The following is a 26,987-nucleotide window of genomic DNA, read 5'->3' as shown; positions in this document are numbered from 1 at the left end:
TAGCTTCTTCTTTGGGACACCATGAATTCCAACGCTTCCTCTTCGTCCCGGCTGCCCCTGGAGGGCCTGCGCGTGGTGGAGTTCACCCACATGGTCATGGGCCCCACCTGCGGCATGGTGCTGGCCGACCTGGGCGCCGAGGTCATCAAGGTCGAGCCCGTGGATGGCGACCGCACACGCCACCTGCTGGGCGCGGGTGCGGGCTTCTTTCCCATGTTCAACCGCAACAAGAAGAGCATCGCCATCGACCTGCGCAGTCCCGCGGGGCTGGAGGTGGCCATCCGCCTGGCCTCGTCGGCCGACGTGGTGGCGCAGAACTTCAAGCCCGGCGTGATGGCCAAGTACGGCCTGGACTACGCGGCCCTGTCGCGCCTGAACGAGCGCCTGGTGTATGTGAACCACACGGGTTTCCTGCCCGGCCCTTACGAGCACCGCACGGCGCTGGACGAGGTGGTGCAGATGATGGGGGGGCTGGCCTACATGACCGGCCGCCCGGGCGACCCGCTGCGCGCCGGCAGCAGCGTGAACGACATCATGGGCGGCATGTTCGGCGCCATCGGCGCCATGGCGGCGCTCATGCAGCGCCAGCAGACCGGTCGCGGCCAGGAAGTGGATTCGGCGCTGTTCGAGAACAACGTGTTCCTGGTCGGCCAGCACATGATGCAGTACGCCGTCACCGGCCAGCCCGCCGCGCCCATGCCCGACCGCATCTCGTCCTGGGCGGTGTACGACGTGTTCAGCGTCAAGGACGGCGGCCAGATCTTCCTGGCCGCGGTGAGCGACGCGCAGTGGCAGACCTTCTGCGACGCCATGGGCTATGCCGACCTCAAGGCCGACCCGCGCTATGCCACCAACAACGACCGCGTGCGCGCGCGGCCCACGCTGCTGCCCGAGCTGCGCCAGCGCCTGGCAGCGCACACGGCCGATGCACTGGCGGCGGTCTTCGAGCGCCATGGCCTGCCGTTCGCACCCATCCTGCGGCCCGAGCAATTGTTTGACGACCCGCACCTCAACGCCACGGGCGGCCTGGCCGAGATCACCCTGCCCGACGGGGAGCGCGCGGGCGGCACCGCGCGCACCACGCTCATGCCGCTGCGCCTGGACGGCCAGCGCATGGGCGTGCGCCTGGACCCGCCGCGGCTCGGCCAGCACACGCAGGATCTGCTGGCAGGCCTGGGCTACACGGCCGACCAGGTGGCCGCGCTGCGCGCGTGCGCAGCCGTGGCCTGAGGGGAGCAACCGGGCCACGACCTTGTGCATGCGTGGCCCGCCAATCCCTGAGTCCGCGCTTTCTGAGACCCCTATAAAAACCACCGGAGACACCCATGCCCCTCGATGCACTCCCCGCACCCCGCCGCCTCACGCGCCGCCAGGCGCTGGCCTGGAGTGCTGCCCTCTGTGCGCCCGCGCTGGCGCATGCGCAGGGCCCCGGTGCGGCCGACCGGCCGCTGCGCGTGATCCTTCCGCTGTCGGCCGGCTCGGGCGCGGACGGTGCCATCCGCGCCATTCAGGCCAGCCTGTCCAAGGCGCTGGGCCAGCCGGTGGTGATCGAGAACCTGCCCGGCGCGGGCGGCATCACGGGCACCACGCAGCTCGTGCGCGCGCCCAAGGACGGCTCGGTGATCGGCGTGGTGTCCAACAACCACGTGGTGAACCCGCATGTGTACCCATCGGCGCCGTTCGATGCCATCGAGGACATCACGCCCATCACCGTGATCGGCGCCACGCCCTTCGTGCTCGTCGCCCATCCCTCGGTGCAGGCCCGGAACGCGCGCGAACTCATCGCGCTCGCCAAGGCCAAGCCCGGGGTGCTCAACTACGGCTCGTCGGGCAACGGCACCATCCTGCACCTGGGCGCGGCCATGTTCGTGGACCAGGCGCAGCTGGACATCAAGCACATCCCCTACCGCGGCATGGGTCCGCTGATGAGTGACATCCTGGGCGGGCAGGTGCAGCTGGGCGTGGTGGCCGTGGCGCCGGCGGCCGCGCACATCAAGTCCGGCAGCCTGCGCGCGCTGGGCGTGACCACGGCCGCCCGCGTCCCCTCGCTGCCCGGCGTGCCCACCCTCGCCGAACAGGGCCTGCCGCGCTATGAACTGGAGGGCTGGATCGCCGCCGTGGCGCCTGCCGGCGTGCCCCCGGCGGACGTGGCGCGGCTGTTCCACGGCTTCAAGGCCGCGCTGGCCATGCCCGAGGCGCGCGACGCGCTGGTGGCGCAGGGTTATGAGATCAAGCTCACGCCGCCCGATGTTTCGGCCGCGTTCTTTCGCAGCGAACTGGCGCGCATGGGGCAGGTGGTGAAGAGCGCCAGCGTGAAGATGGACTAACTTCGCTATCGTTCAAGGAGCTGTCAGCGCTTGCTGGATAAGCGCTACAGCCACCTGCGCACCCTGGATCGATAGGCGCCAAACTCCGGCCCGAACTTCTGCGCCAGCACCCGCTCTTCCGGAATGATCTGAAAGCGTGTGATGTAGGCCACGAACGCCGCCACGCCCAGCAGCGCCAGCGGCGCACCCAGGTACACCGTCCATGCGAGCAGCAGGAGGGCGAGGCCCACGTACATCGGGTTGCGCGTGACGCGGTACACGCCGCCCACCACCAGCGCCGAAGCACCGCCCGGCCGCAGCGGGTTGACGGTGGTGCGCGCGCGCCGAAACGCGTGCAGGCCGGCCACGTCGAACGCCAGGCCCACCAGCGCGAGCAGGACGGCCGCCGCGGTGCGCGGCGCGCTGTCCGTCACGCCGCCGCTGGCCTGCGCGGTGAACCACATCGCCACGCCGGCAAGGGCGGCGACGAGCGGCGGAGGGATCTTGTGTTCAAGCCAGTGCATGGGTGTGGGCCGCCGGACGCCCGGCGGCGGAAAAGGGGAAGGGTGCACGCGCAGCGAGTGTAGGCCGGTCCCGAGGCGGCGCCCAGCCCGCGGTGCGGCGCGTCTGCGTTGTGGCGATTCAGGGTGTTTTTGGCCTCTAGCGCTTGCCTATCAAGCGCTGGCAGCTATGTTTTTTGATGGTCCTGGGGGCCATGCACGCCACTGGCCTCGGCCATGCGTACCAGCACCAGCAGCGCGCGGTTGACCGGCGTGGCGACACCCAGCGCGGCGCCGCGCTGCACCACGTAGCCATTCAGGTGGCCGATCTCGGTGGGGCGGCCCCGTGCCAGGTCCTGCGCGGTGGAGGACCGTTGGCCCGCCATGCTCTGCGCGATGCTGCGCACGGCCGCGTGGATGTCTGCGGGAAGGTGCACCCCGTCCGCCTGCGCCACGGCCAGGCATTCGGCCACGACGTCGGCGATCACATCGGTCGCGCCGTCCTGCTGCACCACCCAGCCGTAGGGCTGCTGCACGATGGCCGACAGCGCGTTGTAGGCGCAGTTGATGACCAGCTTGGCCCACAGGGCGCTGCGCACGTTGTCCGACACCTCGGCGGGGATGCCCGCGTCGCACAGCTCCCGCGCCACGCGCGCGCTGGCGGGCGACGGGCCGATCACCAGCTCACCCCGCCCGAAGTGACGCACGTGCCCAGGCCCGGCCATGGCTGTGGCCACATACACCACGGCGGCCGCCACGGGGTGCGCCGCGCCCAGCACGGCGCGGGCGCGCTCGTCGTTGTCCACGCCGTTTTGCAGCGTGAGCACCAGCGCGCCCGGTGCCAGGTAGGGCTGCATCTGGCGTGCCGCTTCTTCGGTGTCGGTGGACTTCACGCACAGCAGCACCACGTCGGCGCCACGCACGGCGCTGGCATCGGTACTGGCCTCCAGTGGCACATGGGTGTCCTGCGTGGCGGTTTGCAGTCGCAGGCCGTGGGCCTGGATCGCCTGCACGTGGTCCGGGCGGCCGATGAGCGTGACCGCGTGGCCCGCACGCGCCAGCAGGGCGCCAAAGTAGGAGCCTACCGCGCCTGCGCCCATCACGGCGAAGCGCAGGCGGCCGGTGTGCGAAGGGGTGTTCAGAGGCATGGCGGGGAGCTTTCAGGAAGGACGGGACGGCCATTGTCCACCGATCGGGCGTTCCATGTTTTGCTATCTAAAGTATAGCTACTGGCGCTTGCTGCATAAGCGTGAAAAGCCGATTTGGCTTGAAACCTTGACGCGCAATAAAAAACGCCCCGGCCGAGCGGCGGGGGCGTTGGCAGCGCGAGGTGTGCGCGGAAGATGCGTGGCTTACAGCGAGTCGATGAAGCTGCGCAGCTTGTCCGAGCGGCTCGGGTGCTTGAGCTTGCGCAGCGCCTTGGCCTCGATCTGGCGGATGCGCTCGCGCGTCACGTCGAACTGCTTGCCCACTTCTTCCAGCGTGTGGTCGGTGGACATTTCGATGCCGAAGCGCATGCGCAGCACCTTGGCTTCGCGCGGGGTCAGGCCGTCGAGGATGTCCTTCACCACGTCGCGCAGGCCGGCCTGCATGGCGGCGTCCACGGGTGCGGTGTTGTTGCTGTCCTCGATGAAGTCGCCCAGGTGGCTGTCGTCGTCGTCGCCGATGGGGGTTTCCATCGAGATCGGCTCCTTGGCGATCTTCATGATCTTGCGGATCTTGTCCTCGGGGATCTCCATCTTCGCGGCCAGGATGGACGCATCGGGCTCGAAGCCGAACTCCTGCAGGTGCTGGCGGCTGATGCGGTTCATCTTGTTGATGGTCTCGATCATGTGCACCGGAATGCGGATGGTTCGAGCTTGATCCGCGATGGATCGTGTGATCGCCTGGCGGATCCACCACGTGGCGTAGGTCGAGAACTTGTAGCCGCGGCGGTATTCGAACTTGTCCACCGCCTTCATCAGGCCGATGTTGCCCTCCTGGATCAGATCCAGGAACTGCAGGCCGCGGTTGGTGTACTTCTTGGCGATCGAGATCACCAGGCGCAGGTTGGCCTCGATCATCTCCTTCTTGGCGTCGCGCGAGCTGGCTTCACCCGCGTTCATGCGCTTGTTGATCTCCTTGAGCTCGGACAGCGGCACCACCACGCGCGCCTGCAGGTCCATCAGCTTTTGCTGCAGTTCCTGGATCGGCGGGATGTTGCGCTGCATCACGGCGCTCCAGGGCTTGCCGGCGGCGGCCTGCTTCTCGACCCACTGCAGGTTCAGCAGGTTGGCCGGGAATTCCTTGATGAAGGTCTCCTGGGGCATACCGCACTTGTCCACGATGATGCGGCGCAGCTCGCGCTCCTTCTTGCGCACGTCGTCCACCTGGGCGCGTACCATGTCGCACAGCTTCTCGATGGTCTTGGCCGTGAAACGGATGGTCATCAGCTCTGCCGAGATCTCGTGCTGCACCTTCATGTACGCGGGACCGCCATAGCCGTCCTTGTCGTAGATCTTGTGCATCTTCTCGAACAGCGCGCGCAGCGTGTCGAAGCGGCGCAGGGCCTCGTTCTTGAGCTCTTCCAGCTTCTTGGTCAGCGCCTTGGAGCCGCCCTTGCCGTCGTCATCGTCTTCCTCGTCGAACTCGTCGAAGTCTTCCTCGGCCACGTAGTCGTCGGCCTCGTTGGGATTGGAGAAGCCGTCCACCACGGTGGAGATGACGACCTTGCCCTCGCGGATTTCCTCACCCATGTTGAGGATCTCGGCGATGGTGGCAGGCGAGGCGCTGATGGCCTCCATCATGTCCATCAGGCCGCCCTCGATGCGCTTGGCGATCTCGATCTCGCCTTCGCGCGTGAGCAGTTCCACCGTACCCATCTCGCGCATGTACATGCGCACGGGGTCGGTGGTGCGGCCGAATTCCGAGTCCACGGTGGACAGGGCGGCCTCGGCTTCTTCCTCGGCCTCCTCCACGGTGGTGGCCGTGGGGGTCACGTTGTTCTGGAACAGGGTTTCCGCGTCGGGCGTTTGCTCGTACACGGCCACGCCCATGTCGCCCAGCATGGCGACCACGACTTCCATGGTTTCGGCGTCCACCAGCTTGTCGGGCAGGTGGTCGGAGATTTCCACCTGCGTGAGGTAGCCGCGCGTCTTGCCCAGCGTGATCAGCTTCTTGAGCTGCGAGCGCCGCTTGGCCATGTCCTCTTCGGACAGCACGGTCTCGTCCAGGCCGAACTCCTTCATCAAGGCGCGTTCCTTGGCCTTGCTGATCTTCATGCGCAGGGGCTTGGCCTTCTCGACCGGGGCGGCTTCGGCGGCCTCAACCACCTCGGCTTCGGGCTCGCCTTCGAGGTCGGACTCGATGTCGGACAGGTCGGCGTCGTCCTCCAGGCCTTCTTCCTTGGCCTTGGGCTTGCGGCCGCGCTTGGCAGGGGCCTTGGCGGCAGCGGTGGTGCCGGCGGCCTTGGCAGGGCGGCCGGGCTTCTTCTTGGGCGCCTCTTCGGCAACTTCGGGCTCGGCAGCAGCCGCCTTGGCGCGCGCGGGCTTCTTCTTCAATAGTTCATCAGCGGCTTTTTTCAGCTCGGCAGCAGTTTTCGGCGTGGACACAGTCTTGACTTTCGGCGCAGCCTTGGGCGCGGCGGCAGCGGCCTTGACAGGGGCGGCTTTCGCGGGCGCCTTGGCGGCGGCTTTCACAGTGGTTGCGGCTTTGGAAGCGGCCTTCGCGGGGGTGCCAGAGGCAGACTTGGGCGACTTCGCGGACTTTTGAACGGGCATGGACAACCTCAAGGTCAAAAACGGACACACAAAGAAAACACAAGCGCCAAGGAACCCGGCGCGGGCAGGCACGGCGACGGCAAGGGCCTTCGCGGTTTGAGGGGAAAACCCTCAGGGGCAAGATGTCTGGGCGAACATTTGGTGTGCAGTCCTTGCGGTGGGGGAGGGCGGTTGTGCGCGTTTGTCACGGTCGCCTGGTCCGGAGGTGCTGCTGTCGCTCTTGCCGACAAACCGTACATTATACCGGCGCAGCAAAATTCAAGGGGCTTTGTCAAGCCCCCGAGGTCATTTTTGTAAGCCCCTCTTCCAGCGCGCGGCGGCGCTCCTGCAATTGCCGGTAGCGCTCGATGGCCGCCGGGTCCTGCGAGGCCGCGGCGATCAGGGCGTTCTGCTGCAGCTTGATGGCTTCGATGAGCATGCGGTTGAGCAGTCCACGCAGTTCGGCGCGCAACTCGGTCTCGTCCCCCTCGGTCTGGGCGTGGGAGCCGGTCATCACCCGCTCGGCCAGGGCCTGGCAGTCATGGCCTGCCAAGGCCTCGCGCAGCACCGCCCAGGACTGGGGGCCGTGCTCGTGCAATTGCCCTTCCAGCCAGACGAACAGCGCGCCGTGCGGCGCGGGCTGGTCGCACAGCAGGGTGTGATCTTCGTGCGACAGCTCTTCGAGGAATTCCATGTGCGACAGCAGCAGGCGCGCGGCATGGTCGGCGCGCCCCGTGAGGGGGCGGCGCGGCAGCGGCGGCTGTGGGGGGCGCTGCTCTTCGCGGCGCCAGCGCCCGCCCTTCCATTCGCCGCCCTTGCGCCAGCGGCGTGCGGGCTCGCCACCGGCGGGGCTGCCGTATTCCATGCCCGGCGGTTCCTGCCCCCAGGGCGGCTCGTCGCCGAAGGGGGCGCCGTCGTGCGCGGGCGGGTGCGCGGCGGAGCCGGGGCGCGGGCTGTCCTGCGCCCAGAGCTGGGCCAGATCCGGCGCGGGCAACTGGCCCAGTTCACCCAGCTCGGTCAGCAACTGGCGCTTGAGCGCGCCGTCGGGTAGCGCTGCCCACAGCGGGCGCGCGTTGCTCAGCATGTGGGCGCGGCCCTCGGCCGTTCCCAGGTCGCAGCCCTCGCGCGCAGCCTCCAGCAGGAAGCGCGACAGCGGCACGGCGTCGCCCACATGGCGCGCGAACGCCTCCGGTCCATAGGCGCGCACGAAGCTGTCGGGGTCGTGCTCGGCCGGCAGGAAGAGGAACTTCACGCTGCGCGTGTCGCTGGCGTAAGGCAGGGCGCCGTCCAGCGCCTTGCGCGCCGCGCGCCGCCCGGCGGCGTCGCCGTCGAAGCTGAACACCACCGTGTCGGTGAAGCGAAACAGCTTGTGCACATGCTCGGGCGTACATGCCGTGCCCAGCGTGGCCACGGCATTGGGAAAGCCCAGTTGCGCCAGCGCCACCACGTCCATGTAGCCTTCGGTGACCAGGGCGTAGCCGTGTTCGCGGATGGCGTTGCGCGCCTCGTACAGCCCGTAGAGCTCGCGGCCCTTGTGGAACACCGGGGTTTCGGGGGAGTTGAGGTACTTGGGCTTGTCGTCGCCCAGCACGCGCCCGCCAAAGCCGATGCACTCGCCCTTGACGTTGCGGATGGGGAACATCACGCGGTCGCGGAAGCGGTCGTAGCGCTTGCCGTCTTCCTCGTTCACGATCACCAGGCCGCTTTCCTCCAGCAGCGGGCTGTCGTACTCGGGGAACACGCTGGCCAGGCCCCGCCAGCCCTCCGGCGCGTAGCCCAGGCCGTAGCGCTTGGCCACCTGGCCTGACACGCCCCGGCCCTTGAAATACTGGACGGCGCGCGGCGACTCGCGCAGGTGGCGTCGCCAGGCGTCGCCGGCCTTCTCCAGCACGTCGGTCAGCGTGGCCTGCTTCTGGCGCTGGGCGGCGGCGCGTTCGCGGTCCTGGGGCGAGGTGTTCTCGTCGTCGGGCACCTGCATACCGATCTGCTGGGCCAGGTCCTGCACGGCCTCGCGAAAGCCCATGCCCGCATGGTCCATGAGAAACCCGATCGCATTGCCGTTCTTGCCACAGCCAAAGCAGTGGAAGAACTGCTTGGACGGGCTGACGCTGAATGAGGGCGATTTTTCCCCGTGGAAGGGGCACAGGCCCATGAAGTTGGCGCCGCTCTTCTTGAGCTGCACATAGCGGCCGACCACATCGACGACGTCAACGCGCGCAAGCAACTCCTGGATGAACGACTGGGGGATGGACACCGGGGTATTTTCCATCAGCCCGCCGTCAGCTGGCTTTGCTCTAATGAACGGGTCTTGCATTCCCGGCCTGAACAAGAAACAAAGGAGCCCCGCACGTGACCAGCATGTACGACCAGAATCTGCCGCGCACCGAAGCCAACCATGCGCCGCTGTCGCCCCTGTCCTTCATCGAACGCACGGCCGAGGTCTACCCCGACCGCCTGGCCATCGTGCATGGCGAGCTGCGCCAGACCTGGGGGCAGACCTACGCGCGCTGCCGCCGCCTGGCCAGCAGCCTGCGCCGCGCGGGCATCGGCAAGAACGACACCGTGGCCGTGATGCTGCCCAACACCCCGCCGATGGTGGAGGCGCACTTCGGCGTGCCCATGGCGGGTGCGGTGCTCAATGCGCTGAATACCCGGCTGGACCCGGAGACCATCGCCTTCATGCTGGACCACGGCGAGGCCAAGGCGGTGATCGTGGACCCCGAATTCGCCCCCGTGATGGCCAAGGCGCTGGCGCTGCGCCAGTCGCAGGCGCCGCTGCTGCTCATCGACGTGGAAGACGCCGTGTACGGCCCGGCCGCGCAGCGCCTGGGCACGCTGACGTACGAGGACTTCCTGGCGCAGGGTGACGCGCAGTTCGCGTGGGAACTGCCCGGCGACGAGTGGGACGCCATCGCACTCAACTACACCTCGGGCACCACGGGCAACCCCAAGGGCGTGGTCTACCACCACCGCGGCGCGCACACCAATGCCGTCAGCAACGTGCTGGAGTGGGACATGCCCAAGCATGCCGTCTACCTCTGGACGCTGCCCATGTTCCACTGCAACGGCTGGTGCTTTCCCTGGACGGTGGCGGCGCGCGCGGGCATCAATGTGTGCCTGCGCCGGGTCGAGGCGCAGGCCATCTTCGACGCCATCCGCAACCACGGCGTCACACACTACTGCGGCGCGCCCATCGTGCATGGCCTGCTGGTCAACGCGCCTGCGGCGATGAAGGAGGGCGTTCCCGCGGGCGTGAAGGCCATGGTGGCCGGGGCAGCGCCGCCGGCCTCGATGATCGAGGGCATGGAGCAGATGGGGTTCGACCTGACCCATGTGTACGGCCTCACGGAGGTGTATGGCCCGGCCACCGTCTGCGCCAAGCACGCGGCCTGGGACGCGCTGGACATCGGCGAGCGTGCGCGCCTCAATGCCCGCCAGGGCGTGCGCTACCACCTGCAACGCGCGGCCATGGTGCTCAACCCAGACACCATGGAGCCCGTGCCGCACGACGGCGAGACCATGGGCGAGATCATGTTCCGCGGCAACATTGCCATGAAGGGCTACCTGAAGAACCCCAAGGCCACCGAGGAGGCCTTCCGTGGCGGCTGGTTCCACAGTGGTGACCTGGCGGTGCAGTACCCCGACGGCTACATCAAGATCAAGGACCGCAGCAAGGACATCATCATCTCGGGCGGCGAGAACATCTCCTCCATCGAGGTGGAGGACGTGCTCTACCGCCACCCCGACGTGCTGGCCGCCGCCGTGGTCGCCAAGCCCGACCCCAAGTGGGGAGAGACGCCCTGCGCCTTCGTGGAGCTGAAGGCGGGCGCGCAGGCCACGCCCGAGGACATCGTGGCGCACTGCAAGAAGCACCTGGCGGGCTTCAAGGTGCCGCGTGCCGTGGTGTTCGGCGAGTTGCCCAAGACCAGCACCGGCAAGATCCAGAAGTTCGAGCTGCGCAAGCAGGCGGGATCGGCCGCGGCCATCGACGTCTGACGTCCGCCGAGGGCCGGCGGCGGCAGCCAGAGCCACGGCCTGGCTGCTAACCTTCCGCGATGCGCGCGTCCCCTTCGCCTTCTGCCGGCGCACCCCCGCTGTGGCTGCTGGTGCTCATCACCCTGAGCGGCACCCTGGCCATGCACATGTTCGTGCCCGCGTTGCCGGACGCGGCGCGCGCGCTCGGCGTGGGGCCCGCGGCGGTGCAAGCCACGATCAGCATCTACATCGTCGGGCTGGCGCTCGGGCAGCTGGTCTACGGCCCCTTGTCCGATGCGTTGGGACGGCGTCCCCTGCTGCTGGGCGGGCTGGCGCTGTACGCGGCGGGCAGCATCGCCGCCATGCTGGCGCCGACCGCACCGGCCCTGATCGCTGCGCGGTTCATCCAGGCGCTGGGCGGCTGCGCCGGGCTGGCGCTGGGGCGCGCCATGGTGCGCGACACCAATGGCCCGGTGGAGGCCGTGCGCACCCTGGCACTGCTCAACTTGATGATGATGGTCGGCCCCGGCATGGCGCCGCTGGCGGGTTCGGGCCTGGTGGCGCTGGGCGGCTGGCGGGCGGTGTTCGTGGCACTGGCCTTGGCCGGTGTGGCGACGCTGCTGCTTTCCTGGCGCAAGGTGCCCGAAACGGGTACGCCCACGGGCCGTGTGAGCCCGGGCCGGCTGGCACGCGCCTACGCCGCGCTCTTGCGCTCGCCCACCTTCCTGGCCTATGCGGTGGGCGGTGGTTGCGCGACCACGGCGGTGTATGCCTTCATCGCGGCGGCGCCGTTCATCATCACCGAGCAGTTGGGGCACCCGCTGCGCGACGTGGGCATTGCCCTGGGCGTGGTGATGGTGGGCATGGCGATCGGCAATGCGCTCACGCGGCGCCTGGCACTGAGCATGCGGCTGGGCCGGCTGCTGGTGTGGGGCAACGCGGTGAGCGTGGCCTGCGCGCTGGTCTTTCTGGCGCTGGAGCTGCGGGGCCACCTGACGCTGGAAGCCACCGTGGGGCTGATGCTGCTGTTCGTGCTGGGTGCCGGCATGGCCAGCCCGGCGGCGCTGTCCAAGGTGCTGACGGTGGATGCGCGCCACGTCGGCGCGGCTGCCGGGTTGTACGGTTTTGCGCAGATGGCGCTGGGCGCGCTGTTCACCCTGCTGGTGGGCTGGGGCTCCAACCCGGCGCTGGCCTCGTCCTGCGTGCTGCTGGGCGCGGCGCTGGTGGGGCAGGGGTGTCTGCAGTTCGCGCTGCGGCGCGAGAAGCGGGCGCGCGGCGAGCGGGCGCGCGGCGAGTAGACGCGCGGTTCCCGGAGTGAACCCTGAATGCTATTGTTTTGATAGCTGTCGGCGCACGTTGACTGGGCGCTGCAGGCCCATTTGACTCAATTTTCTAAATCGGCCCGTCGGCGAGGCGCTGCAGCTCGGCCCAGGTGGTGGCAGGCAGCGGTACGCCGTCCTTCAGCGACCGTGCGCGCTGGCGGTAGCGGCGCCCGCCGGGCTGGCGCGTCTGGCCCGCGGCCGCCATGGCCTGCACCAGGTCTTCGCAACGCTGCGCAAAGCTGCGGCCCACGCTCTTGGCCGGGTCGATGACGATGATCAGCTCGCCCGTCCAGGGCGTCTGTGCGCCGGGGTGGCCGCTCCAATCGAACTCGAACGAGAAGTTGCCGCCCGTGAGCGCGGCCGCGAGCAGCTCCACCATCATCGACAGGGCCGAGCCCTTGTAGCCGCTGTGCACGCCGCCGAAGGGCAGCAGCGCGCCGCCGTCCAGGATGGCGCGCGGGTCGTTCGTGGGCTGGCCGTGGCGGTCCACGCCGTGGCCGTCGGGCAGCAGGCGGCCCTCGCGCGCGGCGATCTGCACGTCGCCGTGGGCGATGGCGCTGGTGGCCAGGTCGAACACCAGCGGCTCATGGCCCGCGCGGGGCGCGGCGAAGGCGATGGGGTTGGTGCCGAAGAGCGCCGTGGTGCCGCCGCTGGGCACCACGCAGGCCATGCTGTTGACGAGTGCCAGCGCCACCAACCCGTCGTCAGCCAGCGGCTCCACGTCGGGCCACAGCGCCGCAAAGTGGTGCGAGTTGCGGATTGCCAGCAGCGCCACGCCGTTCGCGCGCGCCTTGGCCACCAGCGCCGAATAGGCGGCCCGGTAGGCGGGTTGGGCAAAGCCATTGCCGGCATCCACCGCCAGGTAACCGGGCGCCACATCCTCCATACGCGGCACGGCGCGGCCGTCCACCCAGCCGCTGGCCAATGTCGACAGGTAGCCAGGGATGCGGAACACGCCATGGCTGTGCGCGCCGTCGCGTTCGGCGCTGGCGCAGTTGTGAGCCAGCACGGTGGCCACTTCGGCGCTGGTGCCGTGCCGCTCGAAGATGCGCGCGAGCGTGCCGCGCAGGTCATCGAAAGGCACGTGCTGGACGTCGCCGCTGGCGGTGTGAGAAAGGGGCATGCAGAGGTCTCCTGTGTGGGGCGCGTAAGTGGTGTGCAGGGGCGCTTTGCTTCCAAAAGCATAGCTTCTCGCGCTCTCCCACTATGGGGTTAACGGTGTTTTTGCTTCAATCTTCGCATGATCCGCCCCGCTGGGGCGCGTGTGGTGCGCATGCCGCTAAATGCCGAGTGGGTCCTGCGTGCTGCGCCGCAGTAATTGCAGGGCCATACCCCACCACCATGCTTCGCAATTCGTAGCGTCCTGCGCCAGATATGCACGGCATTGCACAGGTGCGGTGCGCTGGAGCTGCGCAGGTGTGCACTGCGCAAAAAGCGGCGGAACGCCGTGGTGGGGTGCGCGATGCTTCGCGTAAACCCTCTTTGGCGTGCGTTTGCAACCCGCCAAAGATGCGGGTCTGGATTGTCCAGGCATCCCAATCAAGGAGTGAAGTAGATGACAGAGCAGACCAAGACCCCAGGCCGCCGAAACCTACTCAAGGGTGCTGCGGTTGCCGCGGGAGCCATGTCCGTGCCCATGATCAGCACGGCCCAGACCACGGTGTTCCGATTCCAGAGCACCTGGCCCGCCAAGGATATCTTTCACGAGTTCGCGGGAGACCTGGCCAAGAAGATCAACGACATGGCGGGCAGCCGCCTGAAGATCGAGGTGTTGCCCGCGGGTGCCGTGGTGCCGGCCTTCCAGTTGCTGGATGCCGTGGCCAAGGGCACGCTGGACGGTGGCCACGGCGTGGTGGCCTACTGGTACGGCAAGAACCAAGCCGTGGCGCTGTGGGGCTCGGGCCCGGCCTTTGGCCTGGATGCCAACGGCGTGCTCGCGTGGCATTACTACGGCGGCGGTAAGGAGCTGCTCGACGAGATCTACAAGAGCCTGAACCTGGACGTGGTCTCCAAGCTCTACGGCCCCATGCCCACGCAGCCGCTGGGCTGGTTCAAGAAGCCGGTGGCACGCGTGGAAGACCTCAAGGGCCTGAAGTTCCGCACCGTGGGGCTGGCGGTGGACGTGTTCACCGAGATGGGCGTGGCCGTGAACCCGCTGCCCGGCGGCGAGATCGTGCCCGCGCTGGACCGCGGCCTGCTGGATGCAGCCGAGTTCAACAACGCCTCCAGCGACCGCGTGCTGGGCTTTCCCGACGTGGCCAAGAACTGCATGCTGCACAGCTTCCACCAGTCCAGCGAGCAGTTCGAAGTGCTGTTCAACAAGAGCAAGTACGACGCGCTGTCGTCGGAGCTGAAGGCGGTCATCGACTACGCCGTGCAGGCCGCCAGCGCCGACATGAGCTGGAAGGCCGCCGACCGCTACGCCAAGGACTACGCCGAGATGCAATCCAAGCAGGGGGTGAAGTTCTACAAGACGCCGGACGCCATCCTGCGCGCGCAGTTGGCCGCCTGGGACAAGGTCACGGCCAAGAAAGCCGAAGAGAACGCCATGTTCAAGAAGGTGATGGACTCCATGCGCACCTTTGCGCAGAGGAGCGGCCGCTGGAAGAACGACACCGACGTCGACTTCAAGATGGCCTGGAACCACTACTTCGCGCAGCGCAAGAGCTGATGCCGCGGCAGGCCCGGCGGGCCTGCCTTTCATTCTGACGAGGGCCGGGGGCGCGCGCAGGCGGTGCCGCCCGGGCCAGCGTGTATCCGTTCATTGCCCCGCGGGGCCGCAGCGTTCTCTTCCAGCCATGCAAAAACTCTTACTCGGCATCGATGCCGTGTCCACCTTCATCGGCAAGGCGGCGGCCTGGGCCGTCGTGGGCCTGACGGCCCTGATCTGCTGGGAGGTCTTCTCGCGCTATGCGCTGAACAACCCCCATGCCTGGGTGCTGGACGCACAGATCATGCTGTACGGCACCATGTTCATGCTGGCCGGCGCCTACACCCTGGCCAAGAACGGCCACGTGCGCGGCGACGTGCTGTACGGATTCTTCAGCCCGCGCGTGCAGGCCGGGCTGGACCTGCTGCTCTACATCCTGTTCTTCCTGCCGGGCGTGCTGGCCATGACCTGGGCCGGCTGGACCTATGCGCAGGAATCGCTGGCCATCCGCGAGCAGACGTTCTCCGCCACGCCGCTGCCGCTGTACCCCTTCAAGTTCGTGATTCCCCTGGCGGGCGCCGTGCTGCTGCTACAGGGGCTGGCGGAGATCGCGCGCTGCGTGATCTGCCTGCGCCAGGGCGCGTGGCCCCGGCGCGGCGAGGACGTGGAAGAGGTGGACGTCGAGAAGCTCAAGGAGATGGTGCACGTGAACGACAGCGACCTGCAGGTGCCGGCTCCCGCATCCGCCGCACAGGGGGGCAAGCCATGAAGATGCGCAAGGAACTGTGGTTCGGCTTTGCCATCATGGCGCTGGTGGTGGCCGGCGCCGTCGGGATGCTGCTGGGCGTGGAGACGATCACGCGCGGCCACCTGGGCTTGCTGATGCTGTCGCTGGTGGTGGTGGCCATCATGCTGGGTTTTCCCACCGCGTTCACGCTCATGGGCATGGGCATGATCTTCACCTGGCTGGCGTACGACCGCGACATCACGCGCACGCTGGACCTGATGGTGCAGGCGGCTTACAAGAGCATGGCCAACGACGTGCTCATCGCCATCCCGTTGTTCGTGTTCATGGGCTACCTGGTCGAGCGGGCCAACCTGATCGAAAAGCTTTTCAAGAGCCTGCATCTGGCCATGGCGCGCGTGCCGGGTTCGCTGGCCGTGGCCACGCTGATCACCTGCGCCATCTTTGCCACCGCCACGGGCATCGTGGGCGCGGTGGTCACGCTGATGGGCCTGCTGGCGCTGCCGGCCATGCTGCGCGCGGGCTACAGCACGCCCATGTCGGCCGGCGCGATCACGGCGGGTGGCTGCCTGGGCATCCTGATTCCGCCGTCGGTGCTGCTGATCCTGTATGGCGCCACGGCGGGAGTATCGGTGGTGCAGCTGTACGCGGGCGCCTTCTTCCCCGGCATCATGCTGGCGGGCCTGTATGTGATGTACGTGATCCTGATGGCCAAGCTCAAGCCGGCCTGGGCGCCGCCGCTGTCGGCCGAGGAGCGGCAGGTGGTGCTGCCGGCCATGACCGCCGCGCTGCCCGCCGAGACGCGGCAATACGCCCCCGCGCGCTTGCTGGATGCCCTCAAGGGCAAGCGCAATGCGCAGGTACCCACGGCCTATGTGCTGCGGCAACTGGCACTGGTGGTGATGCCGGGGCTGCTGTTCGTACTGCTGGCCACCAGCAGCTGGCGTGCGGTCACCGCGGTGTCGGTGGAGGAGGCGTACGGCATCCAACCCATCGGCTTCAACGACAACTCGTCCCGGGTGGCGTCGGAGTTTGGCTTGCAGGAGCCGCCGGTGGAGGGCGGTCTGCAAGAACCGCCGCAGGAATCCACGGGCCTGCAGGAGCCTCCGGGCGCGGACAGTGGTGCGCTGGCCGAGCCCCCCGGCGCCGAGCCCGCGCAGTCCGCCCCATCCGCCCAATCTGCCCAATCTGCAGTGGGGGAGCCACCCGGCTCCACCGCAGGTGCCACGCCCCAGGCCGCCACGCAACCCGCGCCCACCTGGTGGTGGGTCATGTTTGGCGTGCTGGGTGCGGCCACCGCGCTCTTCTATCTGTTCCTGAGCTTCGCGCGGCTGGAAATCTTCAAGATGCTGCTGGGCTCGTTCTTCCCGCTGCTGACACTGATCATGGCCGTGCTGGGCTCCATCGTGTTCGGTCTGGCGACGCCGACCGAGGCGGCGGCCATGGGGGCGTTCGGCGGCTTCGTGCTGGCCGCGGCCTACAAGCGTCTGAGCATGGATGTGGTGCGCGAGTCGGTGTACCTCACGGCCAAGACCTCGGCCATGGTGTGCTGGCTGTTCGTGGGCTCGGCCATCTTCTCCGCGGCCTTCGCGCTGCTGGGGGGGCAGGAGCTCATCGAGCAGTGGGTGCTCTCCATGAACCTGAGCAAGATCGAGTTCATGGTGCTGTCGCAGGTGGTGATCTTCCTGCTGGGCTGGCCGCTGGAGTGGACGGAGATCATCGTGATCTTCATGCCCATCTTCATTCCGCTGCTGAGCCACTTCGGCGTGGACCCGCTGTTCTTCGGCCTGCTGGTGGCGCTGAACCTGCAGACCGCCTTCCTGTCGCCGCCCGTGGCCATGTCGGCGTTCTACCTGAAGGGCGTGGCGCCGCCGCATGTGACGCTCAACCAGATCTTCCTGGGCATGCTGCCGTTCATGGGCATCCAGGTGCTGGCGATCGTGCTGCTGTATGTGTGGCCGCAGATCGGTCTGTGGCTGCCGCAACTGCTCTACAAGTGATGCCGGGCCGGGGACTGCGGTCCCCGCCTCATGGCGTCAACGCGCCGCGGCCCTGCGGCGCGTGAAGTTCCACCACGGCAGCACGCGGCTCATGGCCAGCACTTCGCCGCAGTGCATGGGCGCATAGCCGGGCATGGCAGCCATGCGCCGTTGCCAGGCAGGGGTCTGCAGCAGTTCGCGCAGCGCGCGCGTGGCCGGCTGCTCCAGTGAGGACTTCAGGCAGGCCAGGTGGTAGCGCTCGTACACCAGCGGCACGAAGTCCAGCCCGCGCGCACGCGCCGCCAGCTCGATGCCCATGCCCACGTCGGCACTGCCGGCGGCGATGGCCTGCGCCAGCGCGGCGTGCGAGGGCTCATCGCGGTCGTAGCCCTCGATCTCTGCGGGTTCCAGGCCCGCCTGCGCGAGCAGGTCGGTCAGCAGCACCCGCGTGCCCGTGCCCAGCGGGCGGTTGACGAAGCGCGCGCCCGTGCGCGCCACGTCCGCCAGCGAGGTCAGGCCCAGCGGGTTGCCGCGCGCCACGATCAGGCCCTGCGCGCGGCGCGCGAAGCCGATCACCTTGTGCAACCCCGGCTGCAGCAGCGGGCGGTAGGTCTGCGCGGCCAGGGTATCCATGCCCGGCTCTTCCAGCGTGTGAAAGCCGGCGATGGTGCACCGCCCTTCGTTGAGTGCGCGGATCGCGTCCACGCTGCCGGTGAAGCGGATGTCCAGATGCAGCGCGCCGCCCTGGCCCGCGTGGGCGGGCGCGGTGGCGAACGCACGCAGCACGGACAGCGCATCGTCGTGGCTGGCATACAGCGTGAGCACGTGGGCATGTTCGTCGAACGCCACGGCGAACGCGCGCTCCAGATCGGCGCGCAGCGCCTCGATCTGCGGCGCCAGCCGTGCCTGCGCCTGGCGCTCGGCCCACAGCAGCTTGGTGCCGAATTCGCTGAGCTGGGCGGACTGGCCCTTGCCCCAGACGATGAGCTCGCTGCCCAGTTGTTCTTCCCAGCGCTTGAGTGCGCCCCACACGTGGCGGTACGACAGGTCCAGCGCGCGCGCCGCGCCCGAGATGGAGCCCTGCTGCGCCACGGCCTGCAGCATGTCGAGCAGGGGATTGCGGATCAGCGCGCCGTCCGCGTCGCGGTCGAGCGTGTAGTGGAGTTGGATCCTATGCACAAGTTTTCATATCGCCGGGTATTGGATTGCTGCATACGATAGCCCAACCCATGTCCACAATGACCCAGAGCGTCGCCACGGCGCTGCACCTCATCACCTCCGCCGATGCCGCCTTGTGGACCATCGTCGTGCGTTCGCTCGCCGTGAGTGCCACGGCCTGCCTGCTCGCCTGCGGCGCGGGCGTGGTGCTGGGGGCATGGCTGGGCGTGGCGCGCTTTGCCGGGCGCGACGCGGTGCTCGCGGTGCTCAATACCCTGCTGGCCGTGCCCTCGGTGGTGGTGGGCCTGGGCGTGTACCTGCTGCTGTCGCGCACCGGCCCGCTGGGCAGCCTGGGCTGGCTGTTTTCCTTCAAGGCGATGGTGCTGGCGCAGGCGCTGCTGGTGTTGCCCGTGGTCACCGCGCTTACGCGCCAGGTGGTCGAGGACGTGGACCGCCTGCATGGCGAGCAGTTGCGCTCGCTGGGCGCCGGCACCCTGTTGCGTGCCCTGTTGGTGTCCTGGGACGAGCGCTATGCGCTGCTCACGGTGCTGATCGCCGCATTCGGCCGCGCCATCTCGGAGGTGGGCGCGGTGATGATCGTGGGCGGCAACATCGACGGCTTCACGCGCGTCATGACCACCGCCATCGCGCTGGAGACCAGCAAGGGCGATCTGCCGCTGGCGCTGGCGCTGGGCCTCGTGCTGCTGGGCGTCGTGTTGTTGCTCAACGTGGGCATTGCGCTGCTGCGCCGCTGGCGTGAACGCGTGGATGGTGCCGCCGTGGGCGGCCTGGCCGGGGTGGGGGCATGAGCGCGCTGCCGTCACCCGTCTTCCCCGGGGAGGAGAGCCCGGGCGACGTTTGCACCATCGAGCCGCCGTTGTTTGCGCTGCGCGAGCTGTCCGTGCGCTACGGCGCGGTGCAGGCGCTGGCCGGCATCAATCTGCGTGTGATGCCCGGCGAGCGCGTGGCTCTGGTGGGTGCCAACGGCAGTGGCAAGAGCACGCTGCTGCGCGCATTGCACGGCCTGGTGCGCCCCAGCGCGGGACAGCTGCGCCGCGACGGCGCGCCGCGCGTGGCCATGGTGTTCCAGCGGCCTTTCGTGTTGCGCACCAGCGCTCTGAACAACGTGGCGCTGGGATTGTGGCTGCGCCGGGTGCGCTGGCAGGAGGCCTGCGCCCAGGCCGCCGTGGCGCTGCACCGCGTGGGGCTGCAGGACATCGCGCGGCAGAACGCGCGCACCTTGTCCGGCGGGCAGCAGCAGCGGCTGGCGTTTGCGCGCGCCTGGGCCCTGCGGCCCGACGTGCTGCTGCTGGACGAGCCCACCGCCAGCCTGGACCCGCATGCCAAGCGCGAGATCGAATCGCTGATGGCCGACTTTGCCGCCAGCCACGGCAGCGCTGGCCCCGATCAGCCGGTGACCATGCTGTTCAGCAGCCACAACCTGGGACAGGTCAAGCGCCTGGCCAGCCGTGTGCTCTACCTGGAGCACGGGCGCGTGCTGGCGGACCTGCCCGTGCACGATTTTTTCAACGGCCCCCTGCCCGAGGCCGCCCGTCTGTTCGTCAAAGGAGAAATGGCATGAAGAGTTACAAGCGTTTTTGGCCCCTGGCGCTTACCCAGACTGCGGTAGCAGCTATTGCTTTGGTAGCTTATGGCAGCGCTGCGGCACAGGCCATCACGATGGCGTCGACCACCTCGACCGAGCAGTCGGGCCTGTTCACCCACCTGCTGCCGGCCTTCAAGCAGGCCACCGGTATCGACGTGAAGGTGGTGGCGGTGGGCACCGGCCAGGCGCTGGACATGGCGCGCCGCGGCGACGCCGACGTGCTGTTCGTGCACGACCAGGTGGCCGAGGAGAAGTTCGTGGCCGACGGCTGGGGCGTGAAGCGCTACCCGGTCATGTACAACGACTTCATCCTCGTGGGTGGCAAGGCGGATGCTGCCGGCACCAAGGGCAACGACATCGCCGCCGCACTCAAGAAGATCGCCGCGGCCAACGCGGAGTTCATCTCGCGCGGTGACAAGAGCGGCACCCATGCAGCCGAGCTGCGCTACTGGAAGATCGCCACCGAGGGCGTGAAGGGCAGCGGCTACAAGGAATGCGGGTGCGGCATGGGCCCGGCGCTGAACATCGCGGCCTCCAGCGGTGCGTACGCGCTGACGGACCGCGGCACCTGGCTCAACTTCAAGAACCGCGACAACCTCGCGGTGCTGGTGGAAGGCGACAAGCGCCTGTTCAACCAGTATGGCGTGATGGTGGTGAACCCCGCCAAGCACCCGCATGTGAAGCAGGCTGAGGCGCAGAAGTTCGTGGACTGGGTGGTCTCGCCCGCGGGCCAGAGCGCCATCGCCGGCTACAAGATCAACGGCGAGCAGCTGTTCTTCCCCAACGCCAACCCGTAAGGCCATGCCATGGACCGCCGTTCCTTGCTCTGCGTGGCCGGCGTGGCCGCAATGGCTGCCGTGTTGAGCGGTTGTGCCCAGCCTGGCGGCACGGCAATGGGTGCACGCACGCCGTCCGCGGGCATGGGCGCGGCCACGAACGTGACCGTCTATGCCGCCGGCAGCCTGCGCGAGGCCTTCACCGAGATTGCGCGTGAGCACGAGGTGCGCACGGGCCAGAAGGTGGCATTGACCTTCGGAGCGTCCGGCCTGCTGCGCGAGCGCATCGAGTCCGGCGAGCCGGCCATGGTATTCGCCTCCGCCGATACCGAGCACCCGCAGCGCCTGGCGCGCGCGGGCGATTGGGGCGCGCCGCAGGTGTTCACCCGCAATGCCCTGTGTGCACTGGCTGCGCCCGGCGTGCCGGTGACCACGGCCAACCTGCTGGACACGCTGCTGCGCGCCGACATGCGGCTGGGCACTTCCACACCCCAGGCGGACCCGTCGGGCGACTATGCCTGGGAGCTGTTTCGCCGGGCAGAGCAGGTACGCCCCGGCGCCTTTGCGCGGCTGGAGGCCAAGGCGCTGCAACTGACCGGCGGGCCCACCTCGCCCAAGGCGCCACCCGGTCGCGGCACCTATGCCTGGGTCATGGCCGAGGGGCGGGCGGACGTGTTTCTGACCTACTGCACCAACGCCGTTTCTGCCCAGCGCGAAGTGCCGGCGCTGCAGGTGGTGCAGGTGCCGCCAGAGCTGCAGGTGGCTGCAGCTTATGGGCTTACGGTGCGTCGCGGTGCGCCCCAGGCCGCGCTGGACTTTGCCCAGACCCTGATGGCCGAGCCCGCGCAGCGCGTGCTGCGGCGCCTGGGATTTGCCGCGCCCTGAGCGGCGCGCGGCACGGCTTCACCATCGCGGGCGTTGAACTTGGCGATGGGTGGGCGCACCTGCGTGTCGCGGCATTTTTGGCCCAGATGACGTGTAGCGCCGTGCGTCCGCAGGAGTGATCGCCTCAGTCCACCAGCGCCACGCCCTTGACCTGCGCAAACACCTCATCGCCCACGGCCAGCGCCAGCGTGCGGCAAGAGCGCAGCGTGATGCGCGCCAGCAGCGTGGTGCCCGCCACGTCCAGCGCCACCAGCACCTGGCCGGGGCCGTCCTCGGCCAACTGCGTGATGCGCGCGGGCAGCAGGTTCAGGATGCTGCTGTCCGCCGCGCGTGTGCGCGCCAGGCTCACGTCGCGCGCCAGCACGCGCAGACGCACGCTCTCGCCCACGGCGCGCGGGCGGCCGCTGGCCAACTGAATCTGCCCGCTGTCGATGGCCACGGTCAGCAACTGGTCGTGCGCATCGTGCGCCAGCACGCGGCCCTGCACCAGCGCGGCGGCGGCGTCGCCGTGCGCCAGGGGCAGGTCCAGCCGCGCCATCAGCTCGGCCGTGGGGCCCTGGGCCGTGACGCGGCCGGCCCGCAGCAGCACCAGGTGGGAGGCCAGCCGGGCCACCTCGTCGCTCGAGTGGCTCACGTAGAGCACGGGAATGTCCAGGCTGCGCTGCAGGCGCTCCAGGTAGGGCATGACCTCGGCCTTGCGCGCGGCGTCCAGTGCAGCCAGGGGCTCGTCCATCAGCAGCACGCGCGGGCTGGTGGCGAGAGCCCGCGCAATCGCCACGCGCTGGCGCTCACCGCCCGAGAGGGTGTGGGGCATGCGGGGCAGCAGGGCGCCCAGGCCCAGCAGTTCCACCGCCTGCTCCAGCGACACGCGGCGGCGTGCGGGCGGCTGGCGGCGCAGGCCGTATTCCATGTTGCGGCGCACGTCCAGGTGCGCGAACAGGCTGGCCTCCTGGAACACATAGCCCAGCGCGCGCTGGTGCGTGGGGCGCCACTGGCCGGTGGCGTCGTCCTGCCAGACTTCGCCGTTGACCTGCACGCTGCCGCGCGCGCGCTCCAGCCCCGCCAGCGCGCGCAGGCAGGTGGTCTTGCCGCAGCCCGAGGGGCCGAACAGCGCCGTCACGCCATGGCCCGGCAGCGCCAGCTGCACGTCCAGCGTGAAGTCCGGCCGCGCCAAAGACAGCCGGGCGTGAATGCCGTTCATTGCGCCCGTCATCGCCCCCCCCGGGGCTGCAGCCAGTGCAGCAGCATGAGCACGATGAACGAGAACGCCACCATGCCGCCGGCGAGCCAGTGCGCCTGGGCGTACTCCAGGGCTTCCACATGGTCGTAGATCTGCACCGACACCACGCGCGTCACCCCGGGGATGTTGCCGCCCAGCATGAGCACCACGCCGAATTCGCCCACCGTGTGCGCAAAGCTCAGGATGGCGGCCGTCACGAAACCGGGGCGCGCCAAGGGCAGGGCGACACTGAAGAACCGGTCCAGCGGGCTGGCGCCCAGCGTGGCCGCCACCTCCAGCGGCCGGCGGCCCAGCGCTTCGAAGGCGCGCTGCAGCGGCTGCACGGCGAACGGCAGCGAATACACGAGGGAGCCGACGACCAGCCCCGGGAAGGTGAACGGCAGCCGTCCCAGGCCCAGCGCCTCGGTCAGCTGCCCGATGGCGCCGCCTGGCCCCATGCTCACCAGCAGATAGAAGCCGATCACCGTGGGCGGCAGTACCAGCGGCAGCGCCACCACGGCCCCCACGGGGCCGCGCCAGCGCGAGCGCGTGTGGGCCAGCCACCAGGCCAGCGGCGTGCACAGCACCAGCAGCAGCACGGTGGTGACGCTGGCCAGCTGCAGCGTGAGCCAGATGGCGGCCCAGTCGTCAGGGCCGATCAGGGGTGTGTTCAATGCTATTAAAACAAGAGCTGTTGGCGCTTGATTTATCTGGTTTTTCAGTCGGATTGGCTGGGAAACGCCCCGCCATCATGCGCAAGGCGCTTCAAAAATCATAGCCGTAGGCACGGATGACGGCGCGCGCTTTCTCGCCGCGCAGGTACTGCATGAGCGCGTCGGCCGCGGGGTTGCCCTCGCCCCGCTGGAGCACGATGGCGTCCTGGCGGATCGGTGCGTGCATGGTGGCGGGCACGACCCAGGCCGAGCCTTCGCGCAACTGGCCGTTCTCCATCACCTGCGAGAGCGCCACGAAGCCCAGTGGCGCGTTGCCCGATGCGGCGAACTGGTAGGTCTGGCCGATGTTCTCGCCCGTGACCACGCGTGGCTGCACCTGCGCCGCAAGGCCCAGCTTGTCCAGCGTCTGCATCGCGGCCAGGCCGTAGGGCGCCAGCTTGGGGTTGGCGATGGCGATGTGCTTCCAGTCGCCGGTGCGCAGCACCTGGCCTTCGGCATCCACATAGCCGGGCTGCTTGCTCCACAGCACCAGCCGGCCGATGGCGTAGGTGAAGCGCGTGGCGCCGTTACCCAGGCCCTCGCGGGCGATCTTCTGCGGCGTGGCGTCGTCGGCCGCCAGCAGCACCCCGAACGGCGCGCCGTTGGCGATCTGCGCGTAGAACTTGCCCGTGGCGCCAAAAGACAGCACGGCCTTGTGGCCCGTGTCCTGCTCGAACTGCGCGGCGATCCGTTGCATGGGCGCGGTGAAGTTGGCGGCCACGGCCACCGACACCTCACCCGCCTGCGCTGTCGGCAGCAGGGCAGCGGCAGCCAGAGCGGACCACAGGATGGAGCGGACAGGGAAACCGGACATGAGAGGACCTCGTTATTCCATTTGTGAATAGCGAGAAGTATAGCTACCCACCCGTGCATGCCGTTTGCCGTTTGCCGTTTGCAGCATGCCGCGTGCGCCCCAAGCGCCTTGGCGCCCGTGCGCGCAAGGCGGCATGATCGCGCCCATGCAGCATTCCGTATCGTTCCTCGACGCCCTCGGCCACGGCATGGCCGACAAGCGCATCGACATCCTGCGCCAGATCGGGCAGGGCGGCTCCATCTCCCAGGCGGCGCGTGCCGTGGGCGTCAGCTACAAGGCCGCGTGGCAGGCGCTGGATACGCTGACCAACCTGGCCGGCGCACCGTTGGTGGAGCGCGTGGTGGGCGGCGTGGGCGGCGGCGGCGCGCGCCTCACGCCCGCGGGGCGGCAGTTGCTGGAGGCGGCCGATGCGATGCGGCAGGTGCGTGCCACGGTGCTGGCTGGGGTGGGCGAGGGCGGCGGCGCACAGGCGGTCGCCGCGCGGCTGGCGGTGCGCACCAGCATGCGCAACCAATGGCCCTGCATCGTGCAAGGCATGCAGTCGTGTGGGCAGATCGTGCGCGTGCATCTGCGTGGGGCGGGCGACGCGGCGCAGCTGCAGGTGTTTTCGCGCATCACGCGCGAGAGCGCCGAGCTGCTGGGCCTGCGCCCGGGCGTGCCCGTGCAGGCGCTGTGCAAGGCCACGGCCGTGCGGGTGCTGGCTGCGGCACGCGCGCCTGCGCCGGGTGCCGCCAATCACTGGGCCGCGCGGGCCGCGCGCGTGTCGCGCGGCGAGTTGGGGGACGAGGTCGCGGCGCAGTTGGAGGCGGGCATGCAGATGGTGGGATTCGCTGCCGCGGGATCGGGGCTGCGCGTGCGCTCGCGTGTCGTCATGGTGGCCGAGGAGTCGGCCATCGTGATCGCCGCCGAAAGCGCATGAATGACCCGCAAGGCCCCGTGTTGGCCGGGGGCATGAAGCGTTCCTACGTAGGCGTTTATACATAGGCATTTCTCCCAGTTATGGCGCAGGGGGTGGCACTTTAGGATGCGGTGCAACATAAACATGGAGACGGTCTGTGTCGCGCACCCCGCGCGGCACGTGCCTGATGACAATGAGCGACGTCATACTGCAAACATCCCGCCTCACCAAGGAATTCAAGGGCTTCACCGCGGTCAGCGATGTGAATCTGAGCGTGCGCCGCGGGTCCATCCACGCATTGATCGGCCCCAACGGCGCAGGCAAGACCACCTGCTTCAACCTGCTGACCAAGTTCCTGGAGCCCACGTCGGGCACCATCCATTTCAACGGCCACGACATCACGCGTGAGCATCCGGCGCAGATCGCGCGGCGCGGCGTGATTCGCTCGTTCCAGATCTCGGCGGTGTTCCCTCACCTCACGCTGATGGAGAACGTGCGCCTGGGCCTGCAGCGCAAGCTGGGCACGAGCTATCACTTCTGGCGCAGCGAGCGCAGCCTCAGCCAGCTCAACGACCGTGCGGTGCAACTGCTGACCGAGGTCGGCCTGCAGGAGCTGGCCGACGAGGTCACGGTGAACCTGCCCTATGGCCGCAAGCGTGCGCTGGAGATCGCCACCACGCTGGCCATGGAGCCCGAACTGATGCTGCTGGACGAGCCCACGCAGGGCATGGGCCACGAGGACGTGGACCGCGTCACGCAGCTCATCAAGAAGGTTTCCGCGGGCCGCACCATCCTCATGGTGGAGCACAACATGAAGGTCATCTCGACCATCGCCGACCGCATCACGGTGCTGCAGCGCGGCGCCGTCCTGGCCGAAGGGCCCTACGAAGAAGTCTCAAAGAATCCGCAAGTCATGGAAGCGTACATGGGCACGACCGACGGCCAACTGCAGGGGGCGCACTGACATGGCCGGCACCCCCGCACTGGAAATCCGCAATCTCGAAGCCTGGTACGGCGAGTCTCACGTGCTGCACGGCGTGGACATGGTCGTGCAGCCTGGCGAAGTGGTCACGCTGCTGGGACGCAACGGCGCGGGCCGCACCTCCACCATGCGCGCCATCATGGGCCTGACCGGCGCACGCAAGGGCTCGGTGAAGATCCACGGCGTGGAGACCATCCACCTGCCCACGCACCGCATCGCGCACCTGGGCCTGGGCTACTGCCCCGAAGAGCGCGGCATCTTCTCCAGCCTGTCGTGCGAGGAGAACCTGATGCTGCCGCCCGTGCTCAAGACGGGCTCGCAGGGCATGTCGATCGACGAGATCTACGCCATGTTCCCCAACCTGGCCGAGCGCAAGAACAGCCAGGGCACGCGCCTGTCGGGCGGTGAGCAGCAGATGCTGGCCGTGGCCCGCATCCTGCGCACCGGCGCCAAGCTGCTGCTGCTGGACGAAATTTCCGAAGGCCTGGCGCCCGTGATCGTGCAGGCGCTGGCACGCATGATCACCACGCTGCGCGAGAAGGGCTACACGGTGGTGATGGTGGAGCAGAACTTCCGCTTCGCCGCGCCGCTGGCCGACCGCTTCTACGTCATGGAGCACGGCCAGATCGCCCTGCAGTTTGGCGCCGACGAGCTGGAGGCCAAGATGCCCGTGCTCAACCAGTTGCTGGGCGTCTGACCGACCCCTTTCCCATTCGTTTCGC

At 68.6% G+C, this 26,987-nt stretch carries 23 protein-coding genes; 14 read left to right on the top strand and 9 right to left on the bottom strand.

The window, feature by feature from the left end; translation table 11 throughout:
• The first annotated feature begins 21 nt into the window (after window positions 1-21).
• A complete protein-coding gene (locus PCQ86_RS14385; RefSeq protein WP_270174059.1) occupies window positions 22-1,230 on the top strand; it encodes a CaiB/BaiF CoA transferase family protein in 1,209 nt (402 codons plus the stop codon).
• Window positions 1,231-1,325: 95 nt separating this feature from the next.
• Complete coding sequence (locus PCQ86_RS14380) at window positions 1,326-2,327, top strand: Bug family tripartite tricarboxylate transporter substrate binding protein (RefSeq protein WP_270174058.1); 1,002 nt, start codon at window positions 1,326-1,328, stop codon at window positions 2,325-2,327.
• 44 nt (window positions 2,328-2,371) lie between these two features.
• Here PCQ86_RS14380 and PCQ86_RS14375 read toward each other — a convergent pair whose 3' ends face one another.
• The 4 genes from PCQ86_RS14375 to dnaG all read right to left on the bottom strand — a co-directional run bounded on the left by PCQ86_RS14375 (window position 2,372) and on the right by dnaG (window position 8,812).
• The gene (locus tag PCQ86_RS14375; RefSeq protein WP_011806264.1) at window positions 2,372-2,830 is read right to left on the bottom strand and encodes a methyltransferase family protein; all 459 of its coding nucleotides are present in this window, start codon (window positions 2,828-2,830) and stop codon (window positions 2,372-2,374) included.
• A gap of 164 nt (window positions 2,831-2,994) precedes the next feature.
• The gene (locus tag PCQ86_RS14370; RefSeq protein WP_270174057.1) at window positions 2,995-3,954 is read right to left on the bottom strand and encodes a ketopantoate reductase family protein; all 960 of its coding nucleotides are present in this window, start codon (window positions 3,952-3,954) and stop codon (window positions 2,995-2,997) included.
• Between the two features lie 204 nt (window positions 3,955-4,158).
• Window positions 4,159-6,564 (bottom strand): RNA polymerase sigma factor RpoD, encoded by a 2,406-nt coding sequence (gene rpoD, locus PCQ86_RS14365; RefSeq protein WP_270174056.1) that lies wholly within the window; start codon window positions 6,562-6,564, stop codon window positions 4,159-4,161.
• A 271-nt stretch (window positions 6,565-6,835) separates the two neighbouring features.
• Entirely contained in the window at window positions 6,836-8,812 is a 1,977-nt protein-coding gene (gene dnaG, locus PCQ86_RS14360; protein ID WP_270174055.1) for a DNA primase, read from the bottom strand.
• A gap of 80 nt (window positions 8,813-8,892) precedes the next feature.
• Here dnaG and PCQ86_RS14355 point away from each other — a divergent pair, with 80 nt between their 5' ends.
• The gene (locus tag PCQ86_RS14355; RefSeq protein ID WP_270174054.1) at window positions 8,893-10,539 is read left to right on the top strand and encodes an acyl-CoA synthetase; all 1,647 of its coding nucleotides are present in this window, start codon (window positions 8,893-8,895) and stop codon (window positions 10,537-10,539) included.
• A gap of 59 nt (window positions 10,540-10,598) precedes the next feature.
• A complete protein-coding gene (locus tag PCQ86_RS14350) occupies window positions 10,599-11,816 on the top strand; it encodes a multidrug effflux MFS transporter (RefSeq protein ID WP_270174053.1) in 1,218 nt (405 codons plus the stop codon).
• Between the two features lie 94 nt (window positions 11,817-11,910).
• On the opposite strand, the gene PCQ86_RS14345 is transcribed toward PCQ86_RS14350, so the two are convergent.
• The gene (locus PCQ86_RS14345; RefSeq protein WP_270174052.1) at window positions 11,911-12,963 is read right to left on the bottom strand and encodes an Ldh family oxidoreductase; all 1,053 of its coding nucleotides are present in this window, start codon (window positions 12,961-12,963) and stop codon (window positions 11,911-11,913) included.
• A gap of 432 nt (window positions 12,964-13,395) precedes the next feature.
• Here PCQ86_RS14345 and PCQ86_RS14340 point away from each other — a divergent pair, with 432 nt between their 5' ends.
• The 3 genes from PCQ86_RS14340 (at window position 13,396) to PCQ86_RS14330 (ending at window position 17,235) form a co-directional block, all read left to right on the top strand.
• Window positions 13,396-14,511: a TRAP transporter substrate-binding protein gene (locus tag PCQ86_RS14340; protein WP_011806257.1), complete on the top strand. Its 1,116-nt coding sequence runs from the start codon at window positions 13,396-13,398 to the stop codon at window positions 14,509-14,511.
• Window positions 14,512-14,638: 127 nt separating this feature from the next.
• A complete protein-coding gene (locus PCQ86_RS14335; protein ID WP_011806256.1) occupies window positions 14,639-15,259 on the top strand; it encodes a TRAP transporter small permease subunit in 621 nt (206 codons plus the stop codon).
• Window positions 15,256-17,235, top strand: coding sequence for a TRAP transporter large permease subunit (locus PCQ86_RS14330; protein WP_270174051.1), 1,980 nt, complete (start codon window positions 15,256-15,258; stop codon window positions 17,233-17,235). Before PCQ86_RS14335 ends, PCQ86_RS14330 begins: the two co-directional genes overlap by 4 nt.
• A gap of 36 nt (window positions 17,236-17,271) precedes the next feature.
• Here PCQ86_RS14330 and PCQ86_RS14325 read toward each other — a convergent pair whose 3' ends face one another.
• Window positions 17,272-18,393, bottom strand: a complete 1,122-nt coding sequence (locus PCQ86_RS14325; protein ID WP_270174050.1) for a substrate-binding domain-containing protein — start codon at window positions 18,391-18,393, stop codon at window positions 17,272-17,274.
• Between the two features lie 50 nt (window positions 18,394-18,443).
• Here PCQ86_RS14325 and PCQ86_RS14320 point away from each other — a divergent pair, with 50 nt between their 5' ends.
• The 4 genes from PCQ86_RS14320 to PCQ86_RS14305 are packed head-to-tail and all read left to right on the top strand — an operon-like array spanning window position 18,444 to window position 21,639.
• Window positions 18,444-19,181, top strand: coding sequence for an ABC transporter permease (locus PCQ86_RS14320; RefSeq protein WP_103739104.1), 738 nt, complete (start codon window positions 18,444-18,446; stop codon window positions 19,179-19,181).
• The gene (locus PCQ86_RS14315; RefSeq protein ID WP_270174049.1) at window positions 19,178-19,954 is read left to right on the top strand and encodes an ABC transporter ATP-binding protein; all 777 of its coding nucleotides are present in this window, start codon (window positions 19,178-19,180) and stop codon (window positions 19,952-19,954) included. Before PCQ86_RS14320 ends, PCQ86_RS14315 begins: the two co-directional genes overlap by 4 nt.
• The gene (locus PCQ86_RS14310; RefSeq protein WP_088886327.1) at window positions 19,951-20,775 is read left to right on the top strand and encodes a substrate-binding domain-containing protein; all 825 of its coding nucleotides are present in this window, start codon (window positions 19,951-19,953) and stop codon (window positions 20,773-20,775) included. Before PCQ86_RS14315 ends, PCQ86_RS14310 begins: the two co-directional genes overlap by 4 nt.
• A gap of 9 nt (window positions 20,776-20,784) precedes the next feature.
• Window positions 20,785-21,639: a molybdate ABC transporter substrate-binding protein gene (locus tag PCQ86_RS14305; protein ID WP_270174048.1), complete on the top strand. Its 855-nt coding sequence runs from the start codon at window positions 20,785-20,787 to the stop codon at window positions 21,637-21,639.
• A 124-nt stretch (window positions 21,640-21,763) separates the two neighbouring features.
• Here the strand turns inward: PCQ86_RS14305 and modC are convergent, their stop codons facing one another.
• The 3 genes from modC to modA form a co-directional block, all read right to left on the bottom strand.
• Window positions 21,764-22,840 carry a molybdenum ABC transporter ATP-binding protein gene (gene modC, locus PCQ86_RS14300; RefSeq protein WP_442874426.1) on the bottom strand — a complete coding sequence of 359 codons (1,077 nt, stop codon included), beginning with the start codon at window positions 22,838-22,840 and terminating at the stop codon, window positions 21,764-21,766.
• A gap of 8 nt (window positions 22,841-22,848) precedes the next feature.
• Window positions 22,849-23,532: a molybdate ABC transporter permease subunit gene (gene modB / locus PCQ86_RS14295; RefSeq protein ID WP_047349501.1), complete on the bottom strand. Its 684-nt coding sequence runs from the start codon at window positions 23,530-23,532 to the stop codon at window positions 22,849-22,851.
• 91 nt (window positions 23,533-23,623) lie between these two features.
• Window positions 23,624-24,385: a molybdate ABC transporter substrate-binding protein gene (modA, locus tag PCQ86_RS14290; protein ID WP_270174046.1), complete on the bottom strand. Its 762-nt coding sequence runs from the start codon at window positions 24,383-24,385 to the stop codon at window positions 23,624-23,626.
• A 133-nt stretch (window positions 24,386-24,518) separates the two neighbouring features.
• On the opposite strand from modA, the gene PCQ86_RS14285 reads away from it, so the two are divergent.
• The 3 genes from PCQ86_RS14285 to PCQ86_RS14275 all read left to right on the top strand — a co-directional run bounded on the left by PCQ86_RS14285 (window position 24,519) and on the right by PCQ86_RS14275 (window position 26,962).
• Window positions 24,519-25,304 carry a TOBE domain-containing protein gene (locus PCQ86_RS14285; RefSeq protein WP_047349516.1) on the top strand — a complete coding sequence of 262 codons (786 nt, stop codon included), beginning with the start codon at window positions 24,519-24,521 and terminating at the stop codon, window positions 25,302-25,304.
• A 172-nt stretch (window positions 25,305-25,476) separates the two neighbouring features.
• Entirely contained in the window at window positions 25,477-26,247 is a 771-nt protein-coding gene (locus PCQ86_RS14280) for an ABC transporter ATP-binding protein (RefSeq protein ID WP_088888483.1), read from the top strand.
• 1 nt (window position 26,248) lies between these two features.
• Window positions 26,249-26,962, top strand: a complete 714-nt coding sequence (locus PCQ86_RS14275) for an ABC transporter ATP-binding protein (RefSeq protein WP_088886331.1) — start codon at window positions 26,249-26,251, stop codon at window positions 26,960-26,962.
• The last annotated feature ends 25 nt before the right edge of the window (window positions 26,963-26,987 follow it).

It is taken from the genome of Diaphorobacter sp. ED-3, assembly GCF_027625375.1.
Lineage (GTDB): Bacteria > Pseudomonadota > Gammaproteobacteria > Burkholderiales > Burkholderiaceae_C > Diaphorobacter > Diaphorobacter nitroreducens.
The sequence above is the reverse complement of the archived record's forward strand: the minus strand, read 5'-3'. Positions and strand labels throughout refer to the sequence as shown.

Excerpts from the sequence above, each read along its gene's own strand:
- PCQ86_RS14385 (WP_270174059.1), top strand. The coding sequence starts at position 22 with ATGAATTCCAACGCTTCCTCTTCGTCCCGGCTGCCCCTGGAGGGCCTG.
- PCQ86_RS14380 (WP_270174058.1), top strand. The coding sequence starts at position 1,326 with ATGCCCCTCGATGCACTCCCCGCACCCCGCCGCCTCACGCGCCGCCAG.
- PCQ86_RS14375 (WP_011806264.1), bottom strand. The coding sequence starts at position 2,830 with ATGCACTGGCTTGAACACAAGATCCCTCCGCCGCTCGTCGCCGCCCTT.
- PCQ86_RS14370 (WP_270174057.1), bottom strand. The coding sequence starts at position 3,954 with ATGCCTCTGAACACCCCTTCGCACACCGGCCGCCTGCGCTTCGCCGTG.
- rpoD (WP_270174056.1), bottom strand. The coding sequence starts at position 6,564 with ATGCCCGTTCAAAAGTCCGCGAAGTCGCCCAAGTCTGCCTCTGGCACC.
- dnaG (WP_270174055.1), bottom strand. The coding sequence starts at position 8,812 with ATGGAAAATACCCCGGTGTCCATCCCCCAGTCGTTCATCCAGGAGTTG.
- PCQ86_RS14350 (WP_270174053.1), top strand. The coding sequence starts at position 10,599 with ATGCGCGCGTCCCCTTCGCCTTCTGCCGGCGCACCCCCGCTGTGGCTG.
- PCQ86_RS14345 (WP_270174052.1), bottom strand. The coding sequence starts at position 12,963 with ATGCCCCTTTCTCACACCGCCAGCGGCGACGTCCAGCACGTGCCTTTC.
- PCQ86_RS14340 (WP_011806257.1), top strand. The coding sequence starts at position 13,396 with ATGACAGAGCAGACCAAGACCCCAGGCCGCCGAAACCTACTCAAGGGT.
- PCQ86_RS14335 (WP_011806256.1), top strand. The coding sequence starts at position 14,639 with ATGCAAAAACTCTTACTCGGCATCGATGCCGTGTCCACCTTCATCGGC.
- PCQ86_RS14330 (WP_270174051.1), top strand. The coding sequence starts at position 15,256 with ATGAAGATGCGCAAGGAACTGTGGTTCGGCTTTGCCATCATGGCGCTG.
- PCQ86_RS14320 (WP_103739104.1), top strand. The coding sequence starts at position 18,444 with ATGTCCACAATGACCCAGAGCGTCGCCACGGCGCTGCACCTCATCACC.
- PCQ86_RS14315 (WP_270174049.1), top strand. The coding sequence starts at position 19,178 with ATGAGCGCGCTGCCGTCACCCGTCTTCCCCGGGGAGGAGAGCCCGGGC.
- PCQ86_RS14310 (WP_088886327.1), top strand. The coding sequence starts at position 19,951 with ATGAAGAGTTACAAGCGTTTTTGGCCCCTGGCGCTTACCCAGACTGCG.
- PCQ86_RS14305 (WP_270174048.1), top strand. The coding sequence starts at position 20,785 with ATGGACCGCCGTTCCTTGCTCTGCGTGGCCGGCGTGGCCGCAATGGCT.
- modC (WP_442874426.1), bottom strand. The coding sequence starts at position 22,840 with ATGAACGGCATTCACGCCCGGCTGTCTTTGGCGCGGCCGGACTTCACG.
- modA (WP_270174046.1), bottom strand. The coding sequence starts at position 24,385 with ATGTCCGGTTTCCCTGTCCGCTCCATCCTGTGGTCCGCTCTGGCTGCC.
- PCQ86_RS14285 (WP_047349516.1), top strand. The coding sequence starts at position 24,519 with ATGATCGCGCCCATGCAGCATTCCGTATCGTTCCTCGACGCCCTCGGC.
- PCQ86_RS14280 (WP_088888483.1), top strand. The coding sequence starts at position 25,477 with ATGAGCGACGTCATACTGCAAACATCCCGCCTCACCAAGGAATTCAAG.
- PCQ86_RS14275 (WP_088886331.1), top strand. The coding sequence starts at position 26,249 with ATGGCCGGCACCCCCGCACTGGAAATCCGCAATCTCGAAGCCTGGTAC.